Source organism: Paenibacillus sp. FSL H7-689 (assembly GCF_000517905.1).
Lineage (GTDB): Bacteria > Bacillota > Bacilli > Paenibacillales > Paenibacillaceae > Paenibacillus > Paenibacillus amylolyticus.
The window spans coordinates 175,677-199,699 of the sequence record NZ_ASPU01000005.1 but is presented as its reverse complement, the minus strand read 5'-3'; the positions used below and the strand labels follow the sequence as shown (position 1 = coordinate 199,699).

The 24,023-nt window shown below is 46.2% G+C and carries 21 protein-coding genes; 7 read left to right on the top strand and 14 right to left on the bottom strand.

Features of this window, described 5'->3' with window-relative positions; all coding sequences use genetic code 11:
• Positions 1-14: 14 nt before the first annotated feature.
• Genes C170_RS03565 through C170_RS03555 form a run of 3 tightly spaced genes read right to left on the bottom strand, consistent with a single transcriptional unit; the run spans position 15 to position 3,351 of the window.
• Complete coding sequence (locus C170_RS03565) at positions 15-1,178, bottom strand: hypothetical protein (protein ID WP_036606316.1); 1,164 nt, start codon at positions 1,176-1,178, stop codon at positions 15-17.
• Positions 1,175-2,641, bottom strand: a complete 1,467-nt coding sequence (locus C170_RS03560; RefSeq protein WP_036606314.1) for a sensor histidine kinase — start codon at positions 2,639-2,641, stop codon at positions 1,175-1,177. Before C170_RS03560 ends, C170_RS03565 begins: the two co-directional genes overlap by 4 nt.
• Entirely contained in the window at positions 2,638-3,351 is a 714-nt protein-coding gene (locus C170_RS03555) for a response regulator transcription factor (RefSeq protein WP_036606313.1), read from the bottom strand. The genes C170_RS03560 and C170_RS03555 overlap by 4 nt, the downstream gene beginning before the upstream one ends.
• A gap of 216 nt (positions 3,352-3,567) precedes the next feature.
• On the opposite strand from C170_RS03555, the gene C170_RS03550 reads away from it, so the two are divergent.
• On the top strand, positions 3,568-4,044 hold the full coding sequence (locus C170_RS03550) for an RNA polymerase sigma factor (RefSeq protein ID WP_036606312.1): 477 nt from the start codon (positions 3,568-3,570) through the stop codon (positions 4,042-4,044).
• A gap of 222 nt (positions 4,045-4,266) precedes the next feature.
• Positions 4,267-7,053, top strand: coding sequence for a DUF5689 domain-containing protein (locus C170_RS03545; protein ID WP_051446995.1), 2,787 nt, complete (start codon positions 4,267-4,269; stop codon positions 7,051-7,053).
• 96 nt (positions 7,054-7,149) lie between these two features.
• Here the strand turns inward: C170_RS03545 and C170_RS03540 are convergent, their stop codons facing one another.
• The 5 genes from C170_RS03540 to C170_RS03520 all read right to left on the bottom strand — a co-directional run bounded on the left by C170_RS03540 (position 7,150) and on the right by C170_RS03520 (position 11,355).
• Positions 7,150-7,410, bottom strand: coding sequence for a hypothetical protein (locus C170_RS03540; RefSeq protein ID WP_036606308.1), 261 nt, complete (start codon positions 7,408-7,410; stop codon positions 7,150-7,152).
• A gap of 320 nt (positions 7,411-7,730) precedes the next feature.
• Positions 7,731-8,537 (bottom strand): phosphonate ABC transporter, permease protein PhnE, encoded by an 807-nt coding sequence (gene phnE, locus C170_RS03535; protein ID WP_155985019.1) that lies wholly within the window; start codon positions 8,535-8,537, stop codon positions 7,731-7,733.
• Entirely contained in the window at positions 8,534-9,343 is an 810-nt protein-coding gene (gene phnE / locus C170_RS03530) for a phosphonate ABC transporter, permease protein PhnE (protein ID WP_036606534.1), read from the bottom strand. The genes phnE (C170_RS03535) and phnE (C170_RS03530) overlap by 4 nt, the downstream gene beginning before the upstream one ends.
• Before the next feature lie 38 nt (positions 9,344-9,381).
• A complete protein-coding gene (phnC, locus tag C170_RS03525) occupies positions 9,382-10,179 on the bottom strand; it encodes a phosphonate ABC transporter ATP-binding protein (RefSeq protein WP_036606306.1) in 798 nt (265 codons plus the stop codon).
• 177 nt (positions 10,180-10,356) lie between these two features.
• Positions 10,357-11,355, bottom strand: a complete 999-nt coding sequence (locus C170_RS03520) for a phosphate/phosphite/phosphonate ABC transporter substrate-binding protein (RefSeq protein WP_370511446.1) — start codon at positions 11,353-11,355, stop codon at positions 10,357-10,359.
• A 258-nt stretch (positions 11,356-11,613) separates the two neighbouring features.
• On the opposite strand from C170_RS03520, the gene C170_RS03515 reads away from it, so the two are divergent.
• Entirely contained in the window at positions 11,614-13,218 is a 1,605-nt protein-coding gene (locus tag C170_RS03515; protein ID WP_036606298.1) for a bifunctional metallophosphatase/5'-nucleotidase, read from the top strand.
• A gap of 97 nt (positions 13,219-13,315) precedes the next feature.
• Here C170_RS03515 and C170_RS03510 read toward each other — a convergent pair whose 3' ends face one another.
• From C170_RS03510 to C170_RS03495, 4 genes are all read right to left on the bottom strand, one after another.
• A complete protein-coding gene (locus C170_RS03510) occupies positions 13,316-13,651 on the bottom strand; it encodes a hypothetical protein (protein ID WP_036606296.1) in 336 nt (111 codons plus the stop codon).
• A 274-nt stretch (positions 13,652-13,925) separates the two neighbouring features.
• Complete coding sequence (locus tag C170_RS03505; protein WP_036606294.1) at positions 13,926-15,764, bottom strand: ABC transporter ATP-binding protein; 1,839 nt, start codon at positions 15,762-15,764, stop codon at positions 13,926-13,928.
• Positions 15,745-17,547 (bottom strand): ABC transporter ATP-binding protein, encoded by a 1,803-nt coding sequence (locus C170_RS03500; protein ID WP_036606290.1) that lies wholly within the window; start codon positions 17,545-17,547, stop codon positions 15,745-15,747. The genes C170_RS03505 and C170_RS03500 overlap by 20 nt, the downstream gene beginning before the upstream one ends.
• Before the next feature lie 245 nt (positions 17,548-17,792).
• Complete coding sequence (locus C170_RS03495) at positions 17,793-18,845, bottom strand: CotH kinase family protein (protein WP_235200706.1); 1,053 nt, start codon at positions 18,843-18,845, stop codon at positions 17,793-17,795.
• A 344-nt stretch (positions 18,846-19,189) separates the two neighbouring features.
• Here C170_RS03495 and C170_RS03490 point away from each other — a divergent pair, with 344 nt between their 5' ends.
• The 4 genes from C170_RS03490 to C170_RS03480 are packed head-to-tail and all read left to right on the top strand — an operon-like array spanning position 19,190 to position 22,147.
• Positions 19,190-19,933, top strand: coding sequence for a hypothetical protein (locus tag C170_RS03490; protein WP_051446979.1), 744 nt, complete (start codon positions 19,190-19,192; stop codon positions 19,931-19,933).
• A 53-nt stretch (positions 19,934-19,986) separates the two neighbouring features.
• Positions 19,987-20,124, top strand: a complete 138-nt coding sequence (locus C170_RS30650; protein WP_155985018.1) for a hypothetical protein — start codon at positions 19,987-19,989, stop codon at positions 20,122-20,124.
• Entirely contained in the window at positions 20,125-21,471 is a 1,347-nt protein-coding gene (locus C170_RS03485; protein ID WP_036606287.1) for an arsenic transporter, read from the top strand.
• A 13-nt stretch (positions 21,472-21,484) separates the two neighbouring features.
• Positions 21,485-22,147 (top strand): hypothetical protein, encoded by a 663-nt coding sequence (locus C170_RS03480; RefSeq protein ID WP_036606285.1) that lies wholly within the window; start codon positions 21,485-21,487, stop codon positions 22,145-22,147.
• Between the two features lie 64 nt (positions 22,148-22,211).
• Here the strand turns inward: C170_RS03480 and C170_RS03475 are convergent, their stop codons facing one another.
• Together C170_RS03475 and C170_RS03470 are read right to left on the bottom strand one after the other, a co-directional pair.
• Entirely contained in the window at positions 22,212-22,778 is a 567-nt protein-coding gene (locus C170_RS03475) for a hypothetical protein (RefSeq protein WP_036606283.1), read from the bottom strand.
• A gap of 138 nt (positions 22,779-22,916) precedes the next feature.
• Positions 22,917-24,020 (bottom strand): toxic anion resistance protein, encoded by a 1,104-nt coding sequence (locus C170_RS03470; protein ID WP_036606281.1) that lies wholly within the window; start codon positions 24,018-24,020, stop codon positions 22,917-22,919.
• Positions 24,021-24,023: the final 3 nt, after the last annotated feature.

Genomic DNA, 24,023 nt, shown 5'->3' with positions numbered 1-24,023 from the left:
ATACTTTCCGCAGCTTACCAAGCTCTGAAACTAAAGCGGTACATTTCACTTTTATCCACTGAGCTGCTTACAGCAAATAATTCATCGTCATTCCATTTCAGACTGATGAAGTTATCAATATTGCGATAGATCACCGTATCCGACGAAATCTTGCTGTCATTCAGGTAGGCAACATGCAACTCATTCTTCTGATTCTGAATATCCATTGGATAAAAGTAAGCGATTCGCGATTCATCTGCATCCAGTTCGAAGTTCCAGATCGAACCTTGTAATACCAAATCATACTGCTCCTCCGATGCGTGATACCGATACAGCCCCTGAACCTTATTCATCGTTCCCTGGATGAGCATGTCACCATTTTTCAGCAACTTGTACTGTTGAATATCTTCCATTGCAGCATACGCCTTCACTTCATGCTCGTCCTCAAGCGATACACGATAGATGGCATACTTGTCTTTGAGCATCACCAGCATATAAATCTGCTTCAGATCTTCACTGACCTGCAACACATCCATCACGATAAACGTATCGTTCGAACCTTTGCCTTGTCTTGTTCCTGTGAACATGCCCATCAGCTCATCATACGTGTAGATGACTTGACTCGTCCCCTGGCTCAGATCGACTTGTTTAAATAACAGATCATCCTGACCGATGTAGGATTCATTCCCTGCAAACACTCGATAATACGAGTTGTCGTTCGGAAGCTTGCGACGTTCCCCGCTCTGAATCATATACTCATACGTTGTCTTCTGCGTCTGTCCTGACCGATACTGGGAGTAAATGATCTTCTTGTGGTCCGGGCTGATCGTTATGCCGTAATCCGTATTAGCCGCAATGTTCTTCACTTCCTTATCATCCAGATGCAGGAGAGACAGCTTGAGTCCTGAATAGGAAAATTCCGGTTGATTTAATATAATCGTGTTCCGGTCTACCACTTCAAAATCAAAGATCGCAAAGTCATTTGGAATCTTGGTAGCCGACTCGATCTGAATCGTACTGCTCGGTGGTGGTGCCAGACGGTTGTTGAACTGCTCACTTGGCAAAATCACCGTTCTTGGTTTGAGATTTCCGAGACTGAACAGGCTCCCAATCCCAAAAATCCCGCTGACAAATGCGATCAACAACCCTGACAGCATCAATCTGTCACGGTTTTTACGCCAAAATCCAGAATGTCTCATGCGTTCATTTCCCCCGGAAGACTGATATTCACTTGTGTCCCTTCCCGCATGATGCTCTTCATCTCCACTGTTCCTCCATGACGCTCAACGATGTTCTTCACAATAGACAAACCAAGCCCGGCACTGCCTTTCTCGGCCCTGTTGATTCCTTTATCCTGGTAAAAGGGTTCAAATACATGTTGGAGCGCTTCAGCACCGATTCCTTCCCCCTGATCACGGATCACAATAGCGATAGAATCACCTAACCGGAAGGATTGTACTTCGATAATGGAGTTCACATCACTGTACTTGACCGAATTATCCAGAATGTTGAGGAAGACCTCCTTCAACTTATCCCGATCTCCCTGTAAATACTGATGTTCCTCTAGTTCATAGTGAATGCCTATATTGTACTTGCTCGCCTTAATCGACATGTCCTCACAAGCTTCACGAATAATATCTGATATATCGATACGTTCGAACCGGTATGCCTGAATGACCGCAGAGGAGACCGAGACCTCCAGAATATCCGCAACCATCGTGTTGAGACGCTGGCTTTCCTTGATGATATAATTCATGCCCTTGTCAAAAAAGTCCTGGTCGGTAAATCCGTTATCCCGTAAAATCTGGGCGTATCCCAGAATCGTCGTTAAGGGTGTCTTCAATTCATGCGTCACATTGTCAAAAAAGACTTTGCTTCTCGCCTGTACTTGCTTCACTTCGTCTCGCTCTCGCTCAATCACATCAATCTGCTCCCGTACCCGATCAATCATGATGGTGAAGCTTGAAGCCAGTTCACCGATCTCATCCTTGGTTGTAATCTGAATGTCCGCATTCAGACTTCCCTGGGCCACTTCCGCAGAACGTTTCGTGAGTACACGGATGGGTTGTGTAATTTTCCGGGAAATAAAGATGGATGCGATAAATACAAATACGAAAATAACCGCTGCAAAAAACTTGATCGTATTTTGAAAACGAAGGTTGCGTTTGAACAACTCCGTATAATCCTTCTTCATCTGTACGATTCCAATCAATTGTTGATCCATCTGGAGCGGGAAGGACAGACTGGCTGTGACATGGCCCTTATCCACAACTGTGGTGTAAGCAATTCGGGAATGTATGGCTTCCTCCACATCAGGATGGTCAGACCGCTTAGCGGCGTTAACCTCGCTGCCAACAGATCCGTATGGCGAAGCATCGGGGCGATATACTATAATCTCCCCACCAACGGCTGATCCAATCTGCTCCGCGAGCTCGCGACTTCCTGCTTCGAGCGAGTCTCTGCTCATGCGTTTGTTATGTATCAGGAAGTACTGATTCAGCGCGATGTCCAGATTTCTTTTGGATTGCACCATATCCTCATGCACTTCCCGGTACATATTCTCCTGAGCTACCTTATTGGACAGAATCAGCAGCACGGAAAATCCGATAAATACAATGACCGAGAATAACACCACCATTTTGAACTGGATCGTCCACTTCATGTCTGTACCTGAATATTCAGCTTGTACCCCACACCAAATACCGTTTCAATCATCGAAATGCCTTGCACACCACTATCCAGTTTCTTGCGAATCCGTTGCACATGAATATCCACCGTTCGGGTATCCCCTGCAAAATCAAATCCCCATACCTTGTCCAGCAGTTCAGAACGTGTATGAACCTTACGATGATGGGTCACGAGAAATAACAACAGATCATATTCTTTATTCGTGAGTCCTGCCCGTTCCCCGTCTTTCCACACTTCCCGTTCATCCTTGCGGATCTCAATATGCTTGCCTAGCCTTACCACCTCATAGGACTGATTCTCCAGTGTCTCGCTGATCAGATCAATCCGGCGAAAAATCGCCCGAATGCGCGCAACCACCTCACGGATATCAAAAGGCTTCGTGATATAATCATCCGCCCCAAGCTCCATGCCAAGTACCTTGTCCAGCATGTCCGACTTCGCAGTGATCATGATGACAGGTATCTTGGAGTTCACAGATAGTTGCCTGCACACATCAAAACCGCTCATATCTGGCAGCATCAGATCCAGCAGAATCAGATCCGGCTTCGAATCCCGAAGCAGATCCAGACCCTCTTTTCCCGTAGCTGCTTCCTTGATCTCAAATCCTTCCTTACGTAACGAATAGGACAAAATATCGCGAATGGACTCCTCGTCCTCAATAATTAAAATCTCTTTTTGTCTCATGATACTTTCGTAATCTCCCTGCTCTATGAATTTCCTTCATCTGCCTTTATTTTGTATCCCAAGCCGTATGCTTGAATAGAGGGAAGCACGAAATGTTACAACTCCGATACAACTCTGAACCTTTTGGAAACAACCACCCGATATACTTGGATCATAAAGAGACTCATACCAGACCGGACCCAAGCCTGATCTGTATCCAAGGGGGATTCACATCATATGAACAGCACACAAATTAATGATGCTTATATCAACTATAAATCAGAAATCACAAGGTATCTATCCCATATCGTCAAACAACCGCAAGATGCAGAAGATCTGGCACAGGATTGTTTCATTCGACTAATGAACGTTACCGTGGATATCCCTGAAGATCGCATTCTCTATTATCTCAAACGCATTGCCCGTAACCTGGCGATGGACAGCTTCCGCAGGCGGACCCGTACACTCAGACGAGACAGCCGTCTGGAGGTACCTACCCATCACGTCGATACTTCCCACCTTGAAATTAGCGAAGGTGTTCATGATCTTGTTTCCCATATTAACAACACCGAACATCGTAAAATATTAGAACTTCGCCTCATCCATGGATACTCCATTAAGGAAACGGCGGAACTGGTGAATCGCAGTGAAGGCATGATTAAATCCTCTGTCTTCCATGCCGTCAATCGAATTCGGGCCAAAGTCATCTCATAAGAGATGGCTTTTTATTTGCGTAAAATCAATATGCACGCAGAAATGAATGGATTATGACGGGACCGAAATACCTATGGATATGTCAAAAGACCCAATTTTACAAATATCGAGTTAATTTTTACAAATTGTTATGACTATGTGAGATTTTCATGTGGTAGAATATGGACGAACTCATGAATCAACTAATATTTGGGAGGGATTTGGTTGGGTAAATTAACAGGTATGCGAGGAGTATTTTTAAAATCACTCCTGGCATTGTCCATGGCTTTGCCGCTTCAGGTCGGATTATGGAACGGAGATGCATCGGTTCATGCGGAAGGACCGACAGACCCGGCACCGTTCATCCAGGCAAAGGTTGTGAACCAAAATGCAGGTAAAAAAGTATTGTTCGACAACTCTCACGGCCAAACGGCTGGAGCTGCAGACTGGGTCATTGATGGAGGTTTCTCCGACTTCGGGAATGCACTCGCGAATGATGGTTACTATGTCAAAGAACTTCGCAAGACAACTCCATTTACCTATGATGATCTGAAAGAGTATAACGTATTCGTTATTGCAGAGCCTCAAATTCCTTTCAAAACATCCGAACAAGCAGCACTCAAACAATATGTTGAAACGGGCGGCAGCATCTTCTTTGTTGGAGATCACTATAATGCAGACCGTAATAAAAACCGCTGGGATGGCTCTGAAGTCATCAACGGCTATCGTCGGGGAGCATTCGAAGATCCGGCCAAAGGTATGAGCACCGATGAGCGTAATTCTGAAGCGATGCAAAATGTAACCGGCTCGGACTGGTTGTCCGATAACTTCGGCGTACGTTTCCGCTATAACGCACTTGGCGATATCAACGCCAATATCGTTGTACCGGCAGATCAAGCCTTCGGCATCACAGAAGGCGTATCGGCTGTAGCCATGCACGCCGGTTCAACACTTGCAATCACCGATCCGGAAAAGGCAAAAGGTATTGTGTACCTGCCAAAAACCAACGCAAAATGGAATAACGCGGTAGACCAAGGTGTCTACAACGGCGGCGGGATTGAAGAAGGTCCTTACGTGGCTGTATCCAAGCTGGGCGCAGGTAAAGCTGCCTTCATCGGTGACTCCTCTCCAGTAGAAGATGCATCACCAAAATACTTGCGTGAAGAGACAGGCACACGCAAAACAACTTATGACGGTTTTAAAGAAGCCGATGATGCCGTGTTGCTCGTGAACACCGTAAACTGGCTTGCTACACAAGAGAACTACACAAGCCTGACTGAAGTGAACGGACTTGAACTGGACACAGCTACAGCGCTGTTGCCATTCGAAGAGCCGGCTGCTTCCACAGAACCACAGGCTGAACCTTGGTCCGCACCTGCTGCCGGATATAAGTGGTACGATCGTTCCACGTTCAAGGCTGGTTCTTACGGTGGCCCTGCATCCAGTGCGAACGCTGCATACAGCTTCGTGAAACAGGATACTCTTCCAAATGCAGAAGACTTCCAGATTCGTGTAGTTGTGGAGAACATGGTTCCGAACACAACCGTATCCGGTTATAGTGCCGGTATCTATCTGACTGGCGGAACACAGGTCGCCATGATCCAGAATGAAAGTGGTACTTGGCCAACTTCGTACGGGTATAGCTCCACATTCAGTGTAACCTCGGACAGCCAAGGTCGCGGGATCAAAGATCTGAACGTCCGGATCAAACCAGGTACAACTGGCGCTGCGAGCTTGCGTCTGCGTCTGAATGGCAGCAACCTGATCACCAATGCCGTGACTGTTGGCAATGTGCCAGCAGAACAGCTTCCGGAAGAAGAAGGACCGATTCCAGCAGCTATCACAGTTGCTGAAGCACGCACCAAAGCTGCTGGCACTACCGTAACTATCGAAGGTGTTGTGACGACAGAGCCGGGTGCATTTGGTGGACAAGCCTTCTATCTTCAAGATGAAACTGCTGGAATCTACGTATTCCAGCACACTAGCGGCTTCCATGCTGGTGACAAGGTGAAAGTAACAGCAGCAACAACCATCTATAACAGCGAGTTCGAGCTTACCGATATCGTTGCGATTGAGAAAACAGGTACGGCTTCCGTACCTGCTCCAATCGAGGTTACTGCAATTACAGATGCGAACCAAGGTCAACTGGTTCAATTGAAAAATGTAACGATTGAGAATATCATCAGTGCTACACCAGTTGGATCTTTTGAATTCGACGCGGTAGCAGCAGATGGAACGAGCACACACATCCGTGTAGACACCCGTACAGGTGTGACGGAGACTGCCTTCCCTTATGCTGCTGGTGACAAAATCGATATCACAGGCGTTTCCGCTATTTTCAAAGATGTATATCAATTGAAACCTAGAAGCTTGAATGATTTTGTACCTGCTGAAGAGCAAGGTGGCGGCGAAGTGCCTTCCACTCCAGCTGCAGGAGCACCGGGTAAACCGGTGCTTTCTTCTGATAATGGATATACCACTGGCCTGTTCGAAGGTTCGTATAACGTAAGCATGAACCTCTGGTGGGGCGAAAATGGTTCTGAATACAAACTGTATGAGAACGGCGTTCTAATTGATACACAGAAGTTGACTGCGGCTTCACCATCGGCTCAGTCCTCCAAAACAGCTATTACAGGTAAAGCCAACGGCACGTATACTTACGTAGCCGAGCTGACCAATGACAAAGGCACAACACGCAGTGACGTGCTGACGGTACAAGTAACCAATGCTGCTCCAGGCAAAGCTACGTTATCCCAAAACAACTGGGATGGTGACGGAAATTACAACGTATCCATGAACCTCTGGTGGGGTACAAACGCAACCGAATACCGTCTCTATGAGAATGATGTATTAATTGATACACAAGCGTTGAACGCGGCAACACCAGCTTCCCAAAGTGCTACAACTGAATTGTCGGGTCGCGCTAACGGAACGTACACGTACCGTGCTGAGCTGATCAACGCTGCAGGCGTAACCAGCACCGAGACAATTACGGTTCAAGTGACTAAAGCATTGCCTTTGGCTAGTTAAGTCTCAGTAAAGAAGCCTAACGTTTAACCAAGCAACTAAAAAACCGAAACCAACATTGCCTGATTCACAGGGCAACATGGTTTCGGTTTTTATCATTCATTTCAAACGTTCAGGCTCATATCCATTTCTAACAAATAGAATGCTGTTCCATACAGCACAATAAGCCGCGACGGCGATGACACTAATGACAAAAATCAAGTTCATCTGTGTAAACGTATAACTGCTTCCCGTGAAAATGATCAGGATTGCACTGAGCCCCATATTTTCTTTGTTATGTTTTTTAAACTTCTGAAAGATCATTCTGTACAGCAATATCAATACCATAAATACAATCCATATAAAATAAAATATTTCCATAGGTCACCTTCCTTTCAAAAAACTCACTTCTTGTATTGGTATCTAGCAGGAGTAATAATTAATATCCTTAATTACCTTTATATAGAAACCTATTAATATTACATGGATTTGGAAAATAATTCAATCATTCTTATAAATATTCTTGGAATCCTCTTATTCCTCAACGGTTAGCTGAGCAACAAGAATGCACCGATGTTTATTTACAGACACAAAAAAAAGACTATCCCTGCCCATATTCTGGCACCGAATAGCCCTCTCTTCTTCCTCTATCAACTTATCTTAATTTATCATCTAGTATATTCGTAGCGCCACATTAACCCTTACACCAGCTTCTTACGAATATACCCCGAGATCAAGTCAATAATCGTGATCATCACGATAATACCCAGCAGGATTATACCTACTCGCGGCCAGTTCCGAGTACTTAACGCAAAGATCAGCGGTGTACCGATACCCCCTGCTCCAATTACACCAAGTATGGTCGCGGAACGTACATTAATCTCAAAACGATACAGCGTATAGTTCAGGAAGCCAGGCATAACCTGCGGCAGGATGGCGAACCACAACTGCTGCATACGATTGGCTCCAGAGGCAAGCAGCGCCTCAGATGGGCCATAGTCGATATTTTCAACTTCATCCGCATACAATTTGCCTAACATGCCGATGGAGTGCAATCCAAGAGCGAGTACCCCTGCGAACGATCCGGGACCTACTGCTTTGATGAACATCAAAGCCATGATAATCTCGGGGAACGTACGGATGAAGCTGAGTACCATTTTACCTACACCCGAGATGGAACGATGTCCACTCATATTGCGGGCAGACCAGAATGCAAACGGGATACAGAGCACGGCCGAGATTACAGTACCTAGTACGGAGATTGCCAACGTGTCTAGCAGTCCGCGCAGCAGGTCTTCTCCCTCAGGCAAATATACAAACTCCCAGTCCGGTGAGAAAATCCCGGCTACAATGGCTTTCATAATCTGAGCGGCAGTTTCCTTGAAACCAGTAAACGGTACACCGGCAAGCGCCCAGACATACACAAGGATTAACAGTAAAACAATGACCCAGCGTAGCGGGTTCTTCCGTGGTTTAGGCCGGATGCGGCTTGTTTCATTTTTCATCATAGCAATTTCTCCCGCAGCTTAGTACTTACATAATCAATGACCAGAACGATGACGAGGGTAAACAGAATGATTACGCTGGTCTTGTCATACTCCAGGAAACCAAGTGTGGCCTCATAGTAAAGCCCGATCCCTCCGGCTCCCACCAATCCCAGAATGGCAGCAGCACGTATATTAATTTCGAAGGCATACAGTACATAGGATGTGAACTGGGCAGCCAGTTGCGGCACCACGCCATACACAATGAGCTGAATCCGGTTCATACCAACAGCCGTCATCGCTTCCAGCGGTCCTTGATCAATGGTTTCCAGCGTCTCATAGGTCAGCTTCGCAATGAGACCCACCGAGAATACAGCCAGTGCCAAGATTCCGGGGATGGGCCCCAGACCAAACACAGCGACAAACAATGCAGCAAGTAACAGATCCGGCACTGTCCGAATCAGGTTCAGCAGAAAGCGCGCCGGATAATAGATCCAGCGACTTGGCATCAGGTTACCGGCACAGATGATCGAGATTGGAATGGCGATAATGGCACCAATGGTTGTCCCAATCAGAGCCATTCGGATCGTCTCCAACATGCCTTGCACGATATTGTCAAAATAACTCCACCGAGGAGGAAACATTTCTTTCAACAAGTCCAGCATGTTGGGGAAACCCTCAATCAACTCTGTGAAGGTGGCGTCCGTCTGCTTCGCACTTGCCCACAGAAGAAGCAGAATGATGATCAGGGTGAGTAGATGTTTCGTACGCCCAGGCGGCTTGGGACGATTCACAACCTGTGCAGGGCTGGAACCAGGTTCCTTGCCCATCCCGCCTGAATTCTGAAGTGGAACGTTGGACTGCCCCTTCATACCACAACTTCTCCCTGCTCATGCACAGCCTGCTTGTCCAACAATTCGTCAGCCAGAATTGGTCTGCCGTAAATTTCTGCAAAGCGCTCATCCGTTGCCTCTTCTACCGGGCCGTCGAAGACCACCTCGCCTGCTCGCAATCCGACAATACGGGTCGCATACTCTCTCGCCAGATCAATAAAGTGAAGGTTGACGATGGTCGTAATCCCAAGGTCTTGATTGATGCGTTTCAGGTCATCCATGACCTGTTTTGTTGTAAGCGGGTCAAGTGAAGCAACCGGTTCGTCGGCCAGAATGATTTTTGCTTCCTGTGCCAGTACACGGGCAATAGCCACACGCTGTTGTTGTCCACCAGACAACTGATCTGCACGGGAATAAGCTTTCTCCGAGATATTCACACGATCCAGCGCAGTGAATGCCAGTTCAATATCCTCTTTTGGAAAACGACCCATAATGGTACGCATGGTGGAATGATATCCAACGCGTCCAGCGAGTACGTTACGTAGTACACTGGACCGTTTTACCAGATTGAAACTCTGGAAAATCATGCCGATGTCACGTCTGATCATGCGTAGCCGTTTGCCTTGTGCCTTCGTGATGGAACTTCCGTTAATCAGAATCTCGCCCTCACTAATGTCGTGCAGTCGGTTAATGGAGCGTAAGAGCGTTGATTTACCCGCACCGGACAGACCCACAACAGCAATGAATTCACCCTGCTCAAATTTCAGATTAATATTATCCAGGCCCTTGGTGCCGTTAGCGTAAGTTTTGGTAACGTTATGAAGCTCAATCATGACAATATCCTTCTTTCATTCATAATGATCAACCATACATGAGTCCTTGCTATAATGGCACAAGCCAGCGCAGCGTAGATCACGCTGAACTGGCCTGTCCATTGCTACGATTAAGCTGTTCCCATCCAAGAAAGCTACTACAAAGTGAACAAATCCCGAATTACTTTTGGATCAGAATTATTCACCTTTCACTTTTTCGCCATACTGACGAACGATCTCAAACTTGCTATCATCGGACTCTACATAACCTTCATGCGTATAGATTTCTTTGATGATCTGGTGACCTTCAGTATCTTTACCGATATCGATGAAGGCTTGTTTGATCTTCGCAGTCCAATCTGCATTCATGTCTGTACGAACGGCAATGGTATCGTTAGGAATAGGCTCAGTGAACGCCAGTACTCGTGTATCTTCAAATACAGTCGGATAGTCTTTAGCTACCGTGTTGCGGGCATCTTGGAAAATAGCTGCTGCATCAACGTCACCGTTTAATACAGCGATAACACCTTGGTCATGACCTTTCAACGTTACAGGTGTTACATCTTTTAATGGATCAATGCCTCTGTCCAGCAACAGACCTGCTGGCCATACATAACCTGCGGAAGACGTTACGTTTTGGTAAGCGACTTTTTTACCTTTAAGGTCCTCGATGGATTGAATCGGCGAATCTTTTTTCACAATGAACATGGATTTATAGGAATCCGCCAACTCTTCGGTTGGAGCACCTGTCTCATCATTTACACCGAAACGTTGTGCTTGCAAAATAACCTGCGCAGCGCCTTTTTCTTTAGCCAGTACATAAGCTGTCGGAGGCAAGAAACCTACGTCTACTTTGTTGGAAGCCATTGCTTCAATAATTGTGTTGTAGTCGGTGGATACGCTAACTTTTACCGGAATGCCCAGTTTGTCACCAAGCAACTTCTCCAGCGGTTTCGCTTTGGCTTCAAGCGTATCTGCGTTCTGGGAAGGAACAAATTGAACCGTCAATTCAGTTGGCACATAACCTTCGACAACTTTCTCTGTCTCTGCCGTAGACGTACCGGATGCATTAGAACTCGCATTATCCCCGTTAGCCGAACCTGTTGTACTACTACTAGACCCACAAGCACTCAGAAACAGAACCAAAATCAACAATGGTAAAAATAAAGCAGACTTCTTCAAACGAACACCCTCCAAAGAGTTTCTATTTTTCAGTACTTATCTACTATAGTTGCCAAATATTAGCGCGATGTGAAACGAAATTTGGAGTTTTGTAAAGTTTCCTGTCAGGCTGTCAGCGCGACTTGTATCTGTTAGAATAGGCTCATTATGGTTGAAGATATAAGAAGAACATCGGAGATAACGGCGTATACTTCGGTTCTTCAGGTTATTCATTCTTCTCCGTTTTATAGTAATTCCATATATCTGAACTTATATATTAGAGGAGATTGTAAAATGACATCCACAAACCATACGGCAAGCTTCGATATTCTGTATACCAGTGATCTGCACGGGGCGATCCGTCCCATTCATTACAATACCAATGCCTACCGCCCGGCTGGGCTTGCCCTGCTGGCTTCCCTGATTCGTAAGGAACGTGAACGTGCACCTGAATTGATGCTGGTGGATAACGGGGATCTGCTGCAAGGATCACCCTTGGCCTCCTATGCAGCTTCACAGGTTTCCAAAAACGAAGTTCATCCATTCATAACGGTACTGAATGAACTGGGTTATGATGCTGCGGTGATGGGCAATCACGAGTTTAACTATGGTCAGGCATTATTACACGGAGCAGTTGAAGCTTCCAATTTCCCTTGGCTGTCTACCAATATTGTAAAGGATGAGCAACCAGACGTACCTGCCTTCGGTCCACCGTATCTAATCAAAACCTTGTCTACGGGTGTCAAAATTGCCCTGTTGGGCGCAACTACGCACTACATACCGAACTGGGAGCACCCGAAAAATATTGAGGGTTTACAGTTCCTTGATGCCTTGGAGACGATTCGTGAATGGGTTAGCTACATCCATCAGCATGAACAACCAGATGTAATGGTTGTCAGTTATCACGGCGGATTTGAGAGTGATCTGGAGACAGGCGAGCCCGCAGAACGGTTAACTGGAGAAAATCAAGGCTATGCCATCTGCCGGGACATCGAAGGTATCGATGTGTTGCTTACCGGACACCAGCATCGTCAGCTTACCGCTAATATTCATGGTGTTACCGTCATTCAGCCGGGCTTCAGTGGAAATGGTGCGGGGCATGTATCCATTCAGTTGGAACAATCATCAGGTGGGAAATGGCAGATTACAGATAAGCAGGCTCGGTTGTTACTTCTGGATGAACATCATGAGGTTGAACCTGATGCAACCGTCATGAAACTGACGGAAGAGCTGGAAACTGAGGCACAAGCATGGCTTGATCAACCCATTGGCGAGGTGGCTGGGGATTTATCCATCACCAATGCTACGGCTCTGCGACTCAAGGCACATCCATTCATTGCTTTTGTACATCAAGTGCAGATGGAAGCGACTGGAGCGCAGCTCTCCAATACCGCCATGCTGAGTGAAGAAGCTCGCGGTTTCGGGAGTCACATCACCGTTCGGGACGTGTTATCCAACTTCATCTATCCTAATACTCTGACGGTGCTGGAGTTGAGTGGTCAGGATATCCGGGAGGCACTGGAACAAACGGCACGTTACTTTGAAGTGAATGCTTCTGGTGAGGTGGCAGTTAATCCGGCTTATATGGAACCCAAACCTCAACATTATAATTACGATATGTGGGCTGGCATGGAATACGAGCTAGATATCTCCCAACCTGTTGGCAGTCGAGTTGTGAAGTTGGAACATGAAGGCCAGCCAATGGACATGAATGGCATGTACTCTGTGGTGATGAACAGCTACCGCGCTGCTGGCGGCGGGGATTATGCAATGTATCCGGGCAAAAAGGTACTGCACGAAGGTGCCACGGACATGGCCGCACTGGTGGAAGATTACATCCGCAGACACCAGCCGTTAACGGTGGAGCAGGCTAATAACTGGAAAGTTATCGGAAGTTAAATGAGAAAGAGCAGGTCCTGTGATCAGGATCTGCTCTTTTGTTTTCAACCTATTGCTTACTTGTTCTTGTTGAATTATGCCGTCCTGTCACGTCCCGTTATCCGATATATTGAAGGATTAACTGATATAATGCTATTGAAAATCCTAAGATACTCGCTTTCATTTTAGATGGATGATATCTTTCGCTACGAATCAAATAAAAGAAAACCAAAATAAACCCTGCCGGGATCCATAGTTCAAAGACACCATTTGTTGTACTTTGAGAATAAATTGGAGTAATGAACGTACTAATCAAAAAGTAAAAGAAAACCGTAAAACGTCTTGTTTCTAATTGCTTGCTCCACCTTACTAGAATGAAAATAATAATGATTGCGATAATCGTAATGTGTAAAGGGGGAAAAAGAAGAGCAGCATTCCCAAATTTAAATTCCATTCCGCATTGCCCTCCTCTCTTTTAATGCATCACATGACTGACTACAGGCATACGTGTAAAAATTCATTCTCATGCTTCAAAACCGCTGGCAACCGTCCAAAAACGGACCTATTCCAATATATCCTTATTTTAACATACAATCACAGTTCCGTTTTCCATTTTCCTTCAAGGGAATATGCAAAAAGAGCAGAATTGAGGAGCATCGTGCCCTCATCCCTGCTCTTTTTACATACCTACAAGTTCTCTAATACATGTCCCATATTATCCAAAATGACTATTGCGCCTTTTTACGCAGCTGACTGTAATACAGCTCGCTGTAGAAACCGCCTTGTTCCAGCAATGCATCATGCGAGCCTTGCTCCAGTAGCTGCCCATCCTTCAGCACCAGAATTCGGTCTGCCTGACGGATCGTGTTCAGCCTGTGGGCAATGACAAAGCTGGTACGGCCTTGCATCAGGCGTTGCAACCCTTCCTGGATTTTAATCTCCGTAACAGTATCAATACTGCTCGTCGCTTCGTCCAGTACAAGTATGGATGGATCTGCCAAGATTGCCCGGGCAATGGCGAGTAATTGCTTCTGCCCCTGACTAATGCCGCTCCCATCAGCCTGGAGCACTTTGTCGTACCCGTCCTTCATACGCACGATGAAGGAATGGGCATTTGCCAGCCGGGAGGCTGCTTCCACTTCTTCATCCGTCGCGTCCAGACGGCCAAAACGAATATTTTCCCGAATCGTGCCCTGAAAAAGAAATGAATCCTGAAGCACAAATGCCATATGTGACCGCAGATTCTCACGCCGAATGGTGGTCATATCGCGTCCATCTACGGTTAATGTGCCACCCGTCGGATCATAGAAACGGGATAACAACTGGATAAGTGTCGTTTTCCCCGCTCCGGTCGGACCGACAAGAGCAATCATCTCCCCCGGTTTGGCTTCAAAGCTGATGTCATGCAAAATGTTACGCCCTTCATCGTATCCAAAGGATACTTTCTCAAAGCGAACGGCTCCCTCTACCTTGTCCAGAGATATCGCTGCCCCTTCATCCTTCGCTTCCTCATCTTCGTCCAGCACCTCAAATACGCGCTCAGCCCCCGCAATTGCGGACAATAACGTATTCCACTGGTTTGCCAGATCATTCAGCGGACGAGTGAATTGGCGAGCATATTCCACAAAGATTATAATCACCCCGACCGTAACCGAACCCTGAATCGCCAGAATACCACCGATGCCCGCAACAATCGCAAAGCTCAGGTTGTTCAATCCATTCATCAGTTTCGGGATAAAACCAGAGATCGTCTGCGCCCAGAAACCGGAAATCCGGATGCGGGTATTTCGTTCCTCAAAACCGCGAATCACCCGCTCCTCTTGGGAGAATGCCTTAATGATCCGCTGCCCGGATAATGTCTCTTCGATGTAACCGTTAAGTTCACCGAGATTGCGCTGCCGCTCCTTGAAGAGCGGTCCCGTTCTGCGCGTAATCCAACGCATGCCGATGGCCATCAGAGGCACAACGATAAAGGTAAGCAGGGTCAGTAGCGGACTGAGCCAGAGCATAACCCCAAACGTTCCGAGCAGTGTTAATACACTCGAAAAAATCTGGATCGCCGAGCTGTTCAATGTACCGCTGACATTCTCGATATCATTGGTCACCCGGCTCATAATCTCCCCCTGCTGGCGTTTACCGAAGAATGGAATCGGTAATTTGTGCAGATGGGAGAACAGATCATACCGCATGCGGAACACGGTTTCCTGTGCAATTTCGATCATCCATATATTTTGTAACCAAGATGTAAGAGAGAACAAGACATACACTGCGGTTAATCCAATCAGAAACCGAGTCCAGCTTGCCCCGGCTTCCCCCGCGATGAAATCATCCACGGCCACCCCTACCATGTAAGGGCCAAGCAAAGCGAGTGCGGAACTGGCAAACACCATCAACAGTACCATGGACAGCTTAACCTTGCGCCGTGCAAGATAGGTCCAGATACGACCTAGCGTACCTGACCAGTTCTTCGCCCGTGCCTTGGGTTTGCGACCACCGCCTGATCGTAATGTCTCCGGATCAATCGGCGGTGGCGGCTGACGGAAAGGCTCAATGAATGCTTTGAACATGCTGTGCACCCTCCCCGTATTGTGATTCATGAATTCGACGATACAGCTCTGACGATTCCATCAGGTCTTCATGTTTTCCCTGTCCAATGAGTTGTCCATCATCAAGCAGCAGAATCAGGTCCGCCGAAGTGGTTGAACTGATCTTCTGGGTGATGATAAACGTGGTACACGACAATTCCTCCAGCGCATCGAGCAGTCTGCCTTCTGTAGCCACATCCAGCGCACTTGTGCTATCGTCCAGAATCAAAATTCTTGGTCTACGTACCAGTGCTCGTGCAATGGAAAGTCGCTGCTTCTGTCCACCGGAGAGATTCACTCCCCGTTGACCCAGCAATGTATCATAACCGTTTGGTAAATTCTCAATTGTTTCATGGATCTGCGCGCGCTTCGCGGCTTCCACGATCTCATCCAAGGTAGCATCTTCCTGACCCCAGGCAATATTCTCCCGTATGGAACCGGTAAACAGGACAACCTCCTGAGGCACATAACCAATCGCACCACGCAGCATGGACAGATCCAGCTCTGAAGCATCGGCACCATCAATCCGTACCTTTCCTTGATCCTCTGTGTATAAACGCGGAATAAGCTGTACCAGCGAAGATTTGCCTGAGCCTGTTGCTCCCATAATGGCAATACGCTCCCCCGCTTTTGCCGTAAATGTGATGTTATCCAGTACTGTAATTTCACTATTCGGATAACTGAAGCCTACACTGCGGAATTCAACCGCTCCCTGCACAGCGCGCTGTTTCTTCGCCGGGTATACAGATTGCGGAAAATGCGAAGATTTCATAGATCCAGCAGATGGTGCAGACGTTGATATCGTCTGTTCAGTCTCCGACGTGTCCTCCGTATTAAACACTTCATTCAGCCGTTGCGCCGAAGCGCTTGCTCTCGAGAAGGTTACCAGAATCCACGACAACGCAGACATGGCACCAATTGTGCGAAGCAGGTAGTTAATGACGGCGACCACTTCACCCACGGTTGCATTACCGGAGGCAATGTCGACTCGTCCAAACCATAACACGGCGATGATACAAACGTTCATCATCAGCAACATGAACGGCATCGTGGTCTCCGTCAAGCGCAGCGCGGAGATTGTGCCTTTCATCAGCTTGCCGCTGAATCCGGCAAAGCGTTCGATCTCATGGCCCATCCGTACGAAAACACGGATCAGCCGAATGCCTGTCAGATTCTCCTGGATGACTCCATTGACGGCATCCAGTCTGCGCTGCACATTGCGGAACAGCAGCGCTGCCTTTTTGATCATCCACACCACAACAATAAGCAGTACAGGCACCATGACAACCAGTAGCAGACCCAACCTCGGGTTCACGATCACTGCCATAATCATGCTACCAATCACCACCAGGGGCACACGTGTCATGAATCGCAGACTCATGAAGACCGTGTCCTGAACCTGGGTCACATCCCCCGTTAAACGGGTAATCAGGGACGATGTCGCGAACCGGTTAAAGACGGCATAAGAGAACGTTTGCACTTTCTCATACAACTTCTCCCGCAGATCGTATCCGAACCCCAGACTTGCATGGGATGCAAAGAACGAACTCGCAATTCCGGCAGCAAAAGCCACAACAGCACTGCCAACCAGCACACCGCCCCACAACCAGACGACAGAAAGGTCTCCCTGCTGAATCCCGTTATCAATGATCTTGGAGATCAGATAAGGCTGAGCCAGCTCCACCGCAAGCTCAATTAACATCATGACCAGGGCTGCAATCGCGGCAACTCGGTACTTCTTCAAGTAGTACAACAGCTTGATCATAAGCATTCCTCCGGCTCGGAGCACCCTAAACCGATAACACGTTCCAGCTCAGAGCCTCCATTAGACATGTTGTTTTCTCCACAGCGTCCAATATGTAATCATTTCTATGTACACATATGGTTATTATAGCGTATTTTACAATGCCGCTTCTATTCTTATTACCCTACTTTTCCCAATACAATAAACTTCTCATCATTTTGGCAATAAAAAAAGGAAGGTCTCCCTTCCTCACACTAGTTAAGTGCTTACAGCTGACGTAGTTTTTCACTTAGATACTCCCGACGTTTCACCACATATTCGCGAATTCTTTCCGGTTCACCTGCAAATACATCCATGGGCCATTTCATGTAAGGATCTTTGTTGACATCTTCCCGAATCTCATTGTGTAACCGATTCACCAAGGGCATAATTCGCTTCTCTGTAAAAGCATTCATCAGATGCTGGCGCATCAGCTTTTTATATTGTTGACGGAAACTGCGGAATGCCAGCAATCGTCCGGTAAGTCTGTTATACCCCTGAATTCGAACAAGATTGGGGTCAACTCGAGTTCCATAACAGTTCCTCCCCCAAGTACCCTCATAATCCCAAGGCAGGATGCCATATTTTCCGCTTTTGATTTTCTCATACCATGTGTAATTCTGATGAAATCCGTCGAAGTTCCCTGTAAGCACAGCTCCACTTAACCAGCGTAAATAATTGTCTGTATCCACCCTCGACTGTAAAAAACGAAACAATTCCAGCCTGGACTTTATGTTCAACTGCTGAATAAAGTTACGTAGCCTTGTGCGATCCACATCTTTGCCACGAATTAAGCTGTATCCGGACAATAGATCGGTACTTGTTGAAGAGGAATCGGAATTCATCGTAAAACCAGCATGATCATTCACCGCATAGAAGATACTGCGCACAGGGATTTTCCTTTGGCGAAAAAAGAAGGATTTCACTCCTTCGATCCTCAGGTATACACCCAGAAGCTGCCCGTTCAGATAGAGTACGCAGTGTTGTGTAGACGGTGCGGGTACACGAATCGACTCAAAAAAACGAAAAGAAAGTGCATTGCGCAACAACGAAGGATCATCATACTCCGCATTAAAATGATACGTTCGGCTGGATGTACGAATCTCAAATGATTTTTTGGGATAACCGCGTGTATGTCCTCCACGGTATCGAAGCCGGATCGGAAACGGCTTACCGTCCATCTGCATCGTGCTGTTCACAAACGTCTCTGACCATATATTGGACGTTAACTGTTGATATTCGGTTGGAGACAAGCTGATATGGTAGACAGGTAGAGCCATTTCCATCCGCCTTTCGAGTACCTGTAAGATTCGCCCGTAGGCTCTTACATCATCCTATGCAGATGCACAGAAAGTCGTACGGGCGAATGCACAGTCCTGATACTTATCACATCCCAATTCACTTGTCATAATGCGGAATAACCGAGTTATTAATCTATAAATTTACATCATTTTCATAGATTATAGCTGAAATGGTATAAATATAGTTAACTGGCTAGTCCCTCCAAGAAGCATGTCACATATGCTTAAACTACAGACAGACACGAATGACGAATGGAAGGGATCACATTTACATCCACCATTTCTGTCCATCTGAACTTATATCATGGAAGGGGTCAAACACAATGTCTATGAATGGTCAAGGAATAAGAGGTTTGTTGGGAAGAGAGATTAAGATTAACCGGGGAGGACCTGATTCAATACAAGGTACACTTACGGACGTACGCTGGGACTACATGGCAATGAACTGCAAAGAAGGGATTGTCTACGTTAATGAATCACATGTCAAAAGCATAACAGATACAGGCCGTTCCGGTGGTAACCGAAATGCAACCATGGGGAACCCTATTCCTTCCAACACGTTTTTGGGCGTTATGCAAGCACTCCGCTTCCGCCATGTTCAGATTAACCGGGGAGGACCTGAAAAAGTGGAAGGCATCCTGGCCGATGCCAACCAGAACCAATTGATCATGACTTTGAAAAATCAGGAGATTGTTCGTATTCCGATGCAACATGTGAAATCTGTATCCCTCGTACGTGGTGGTGGGAACAACAACAACAACAACAACAATAGCAGTAATAATAAAAGTCAAGGGAACCAAGCAGCCCAAGGTAATCAGGCGGCTCAAGGCAACCAGTCGCGTGGCAATCGTTCTCAAGGGAACCAAGCAGCTCAAGGCAACCAAGCTCAGGGGAATAAGTCCGGCGGCAATAAATCTCGAAGCAATCAAGGCAATCGTTCTCAGGGGCAACGAGTTCAAGGCAACCAATCTCAAGGCAATAAATCAGGTGGCAACAAGTCGCGTGGCAATCAAGGCAACCAAGGCAGTCAATCCCGTGGTAACAAATCCGGCAATAAAAAGAAGTAAATAAAATAAACTGACAACTTAAGTTATCTACCAGCTTAAAGGGGGGAATTATCATGTTGATCTTCGTCGCATTAGTCTTGATTGGTGTGCCTTTTTACTGGATCGTTACACCCGGAAGGCCCACTCCATCCCATGAACATCTGCTTCAGGCTTCGTCAGGACTTCTCCCCCTGGGAGGTGAATCACAGTAAATGCCTGACTACCAGTTGTGGTTAACCTTCGGGGTCTTTATCATCACTGTCATTTTCCTGATGTGGCGTCCTGGCGGATTGAATGAATCTATACCCACCTCGCTTGGCGCCCTTCTTCTTATTTTAACTGGAGTGAGCAGCTATGCTCACATAGTTGGAATCTTCGGGATCGTATCTGGTGCAGCCGTAACAATCCTCTCTACCATTGTCATGTCGATTATTTTAGATAGCATCGGTTTTTTTCGCTGGATCGCTTTGAATATGATTGAGAAAGCAAGAGGTTCCGGCTTTCGATTGTTCTGGCTAATTCTATTACTTTGTTTTCTCATGACCATCTTCTTCAACAATGATGGCAGTATTCTGATCACAACTCCGATCATTATTCGAATCTGTTCTATACTTCGTCTGAAAATGCATCAACAGTTACCCTACCTGATCTCCGGTGCGCTAATCGCCACGGCTTCCAGTGCGCCAATTGGACTTAGTAATCTGGCTAATCTGATTGCTTTGCAAATGGTTGGCTTAAATCTGAATACTTATACTCAGATGATGTTTGTGCCATCCATGCTTGCGATCATGGTGATGACTGTACTACTGTTCTATTATTTTCGTAGAAGTATTCCCAAAGTTATTCATCATTTCCCTGTATCCCTGCAGTCTTCATCAGGTTCAGGATATCATCCGCTTCAGACAACTGAATCCGAGAATAAAGTAGACTGGTGGCTGTTCCGTGTCTGTATTGGTATCGTTGTATTTATCCGTGCAGGATATTTTCTAGCTGAGCAAGTCGGTATACGTATGGAGGTAGTTGCAATCACTGGTGTTATTCTCATGCTCGCTGTGCGTTGGTATCGCACCCGGACTGGACTCAAAGATGTGATAACACAAACGCCCTGGCACATTCTACTCTTTGCCTTCAGCATCTATGTTATTGTGGATAGTCTTCACCGAGCAGGCATGACCGCATCGATCATTCAGTGGATGAAACCTATAATAGAAGGAGGAAATGCCAGCATCATTGCTGTGTCGGGGTTAATGCTCACTCTGCTTTCCAATCTATTCAACAATTTGCCCTCCGTCATGATTGGGACCTTTGCTGTTACAGATCTTCCACTAAGTGAATCTCAACTGCATCTTGCGTATCTTGCCAACATTCTGGGAAGTGATATCGGAGCCTTGCTGACGCCTATTGGCACCTTGGCAACGTTAATTTGGATGTATATATTAAAGACCCATCATATTCGAATCTCCTGGAAACAGTATATGAAAGTTACCTTTATTGTGATACCAATAAGTCTAATTGTTAGCCTAATTTCACTATATATTTGGACATCTATTCTCTATTGAGAGGAGGAATACTGTGGAACTTCTTACTCATTGGCTGGGTAAATCCGTCGAATTGGAGCTGTCTGGCTGTAAACTACCGATCCAGGGTGAGATCATTGATGTAGGCCAGGATCTGATTGTAGTCTACGGAAACCAGCGATTTGTTTATATTCCACTTCATCATGTTCAATCCATGCATGTCAATACGGCAGATGATTCAAGTATAGTTTTGCCAACACCCGACCCCGAGATGGATCACACCAACATCTCTTACCGCAAAATGCTGATGAACGCCCGTGGACGTTTCAGTGAAATTTCCATCGGAGGGAAAACATTGCATGGTTATATTACAAATATTATGAATGACTACTTTATGTTCTACTCTCCGTTATATCATTCTATCTATGTTTCCATTAATCATCTGAAATATATTATTCCTTCCCCTACTAACAGCACACCCTATTCTCTTAGTAAGCAACATTTCCCTATGCAACCTTCGTCCATGTCACTCTCCCGTACACTCGATCAGCAACTTCATAAAATGATAGGTGAACTTGTTGTACTCAACCTCGGTTGCAAGCCTTACCGAGCAGGGTTATTGAAGAATGCAGACAACCACTTGCTTGCGTTGGTAGAAGCGGATGGGACTTCTTTAATTATGCATACCGATCATATCCAAACCATTCATCTCCCTTGAATATCAGAAGAACAAAAAGGTTCATCTGCCTATGGCTGATGAACCTTTTTTTCACCTTTACATCCTACCATCTTCTGCGTCCACGATCACCCCTATTATGATCATTCAACTCACCAAGACGATCGTATGTCTCCTTATATATCCGAATCACGGCCTGAACTTTGATGAAATCAGCATCTTCCGGTCCAAGCCCCTCCATAAACATTCTCTGAATGATCTGTTGGAAGAATTGCACTCTGGCCTCAATCTGTTCTTGCTCAAGCTGTAATATGTCTTCGAAACTGTGGTTCCCTATGTAATCCATCAACTCATCATCAGGACTGGAATAATCTGCGTTTCTCCGATCTGCTACCCATTCATCCGGCTCATTGGACTGGAGGTTAACACTGGTGCGTAATTGGGATAAGATGATTTTCTCTTTAGCCAACATGACATGAAAATCTTTGTTACGGAGTAGCTCCGATACAATCAGACTGCACATTTCACGGTTTTGGATCAGTATGCCGTCAAATGGATGCAGCGTCCACTCCCCGTTTGCATAATACAGGTTAAAGTTAAAGAACTCACTGCCATATTTGTATTGAATATTAATCTTGGTCTCATCAATAATCTCGAATGAAAAGTCCAGCATGTTCAGCAAGCTCCTTCGCACAACCCCAGATTTTACCATCATTCTATCAAATAAATGAAACAAAGAGACGCACTCGGCGTCCCTCGTAGAAAATAAAACCATGTAGCAATCTCGATACGATATGCAGCGAGTCCTACCCTAATCCAGGAAAGATCCTAATGCACTGGAATCCGGTTTGTTTTTCTCCGGAATGGCAGCAGCCTTCGGTCCTTCCAGACCAAGTCGATCGCTCATTTTGGCGTTAAGGGTTGTCATCTTGTTGGTATAGTCATTACAGCTCTCGATGATCCGGCGATTGGACTGCTCGGACAGATCCAGTGCAGACATCAGATCACCCATCGCTTGATTGACCGCTTCAAGGGACATCGCAGGTTTGGACAACAGTTCATTTGTTTTCTCTGTTGTTGTCTTCAACAATCTGGCGTTCTCCTTGAATTGATCTTCAATCGTCTTATTCGTAGCTTCCACAGCAGAAATGACCTTCTCCTGATCATTAAGAGCCATCGCAATCATGGCCGAAACGGTGATTAGATTTGCTGTTTTATCAATGGCATTATTAACGGAATCAATCAGCTTGTCATTGTTATCATTAATGATGTCGGTAGCTGCGATTGCCTGATTGTACAGCATGATCATCTCTGTCATGGATTGGGTACGTGTTACCACTTTGCGCAACCCACGCTCCAGATGTGCTTTACGATTCTCGTTCTCAGGCTTGGCGATCTCGGTTTCGAACAATGCTTTCAATTGATTACCAAAAGAGATTTTGGTCTGCAAATTGTAGATCTCCTGAATGGAAGAACGTTTCAATTGACGCATGTTCACGATGCTTTCTTCCAGGTTGTCCTTGCCGTCCCGCAACCCGTTAATGATCGCATCAATGTTCGTGCGAACAGATTGATAACGGTATACATAGTTTTTCAGCGGGCTTTTACGTAACAACTTCCCGACAAAACTCACATTTTTACTCTGCTGCAAACTCTCACATTCATCACGGAGCTTCAGGATCATGTTTGATACCTCTGCCCGGTTCCCGGACATCAATTCATTGACTGGGCGATCAAGCAACTTGAGAGTCTGTCCTGCTCTCTCTTGTGTTTTCACGCCCAACTTGCCGATATCATCCATTAAGGTATCCAGATGAGCCGGATCACTTTGGGACACTTTCTGAATAAGCTGTGTTGCTTCCTGGTTAATCCGTTGCTCATCTTCCTGCTTCAACTGAGCCCATTCCGTTGCCATGCC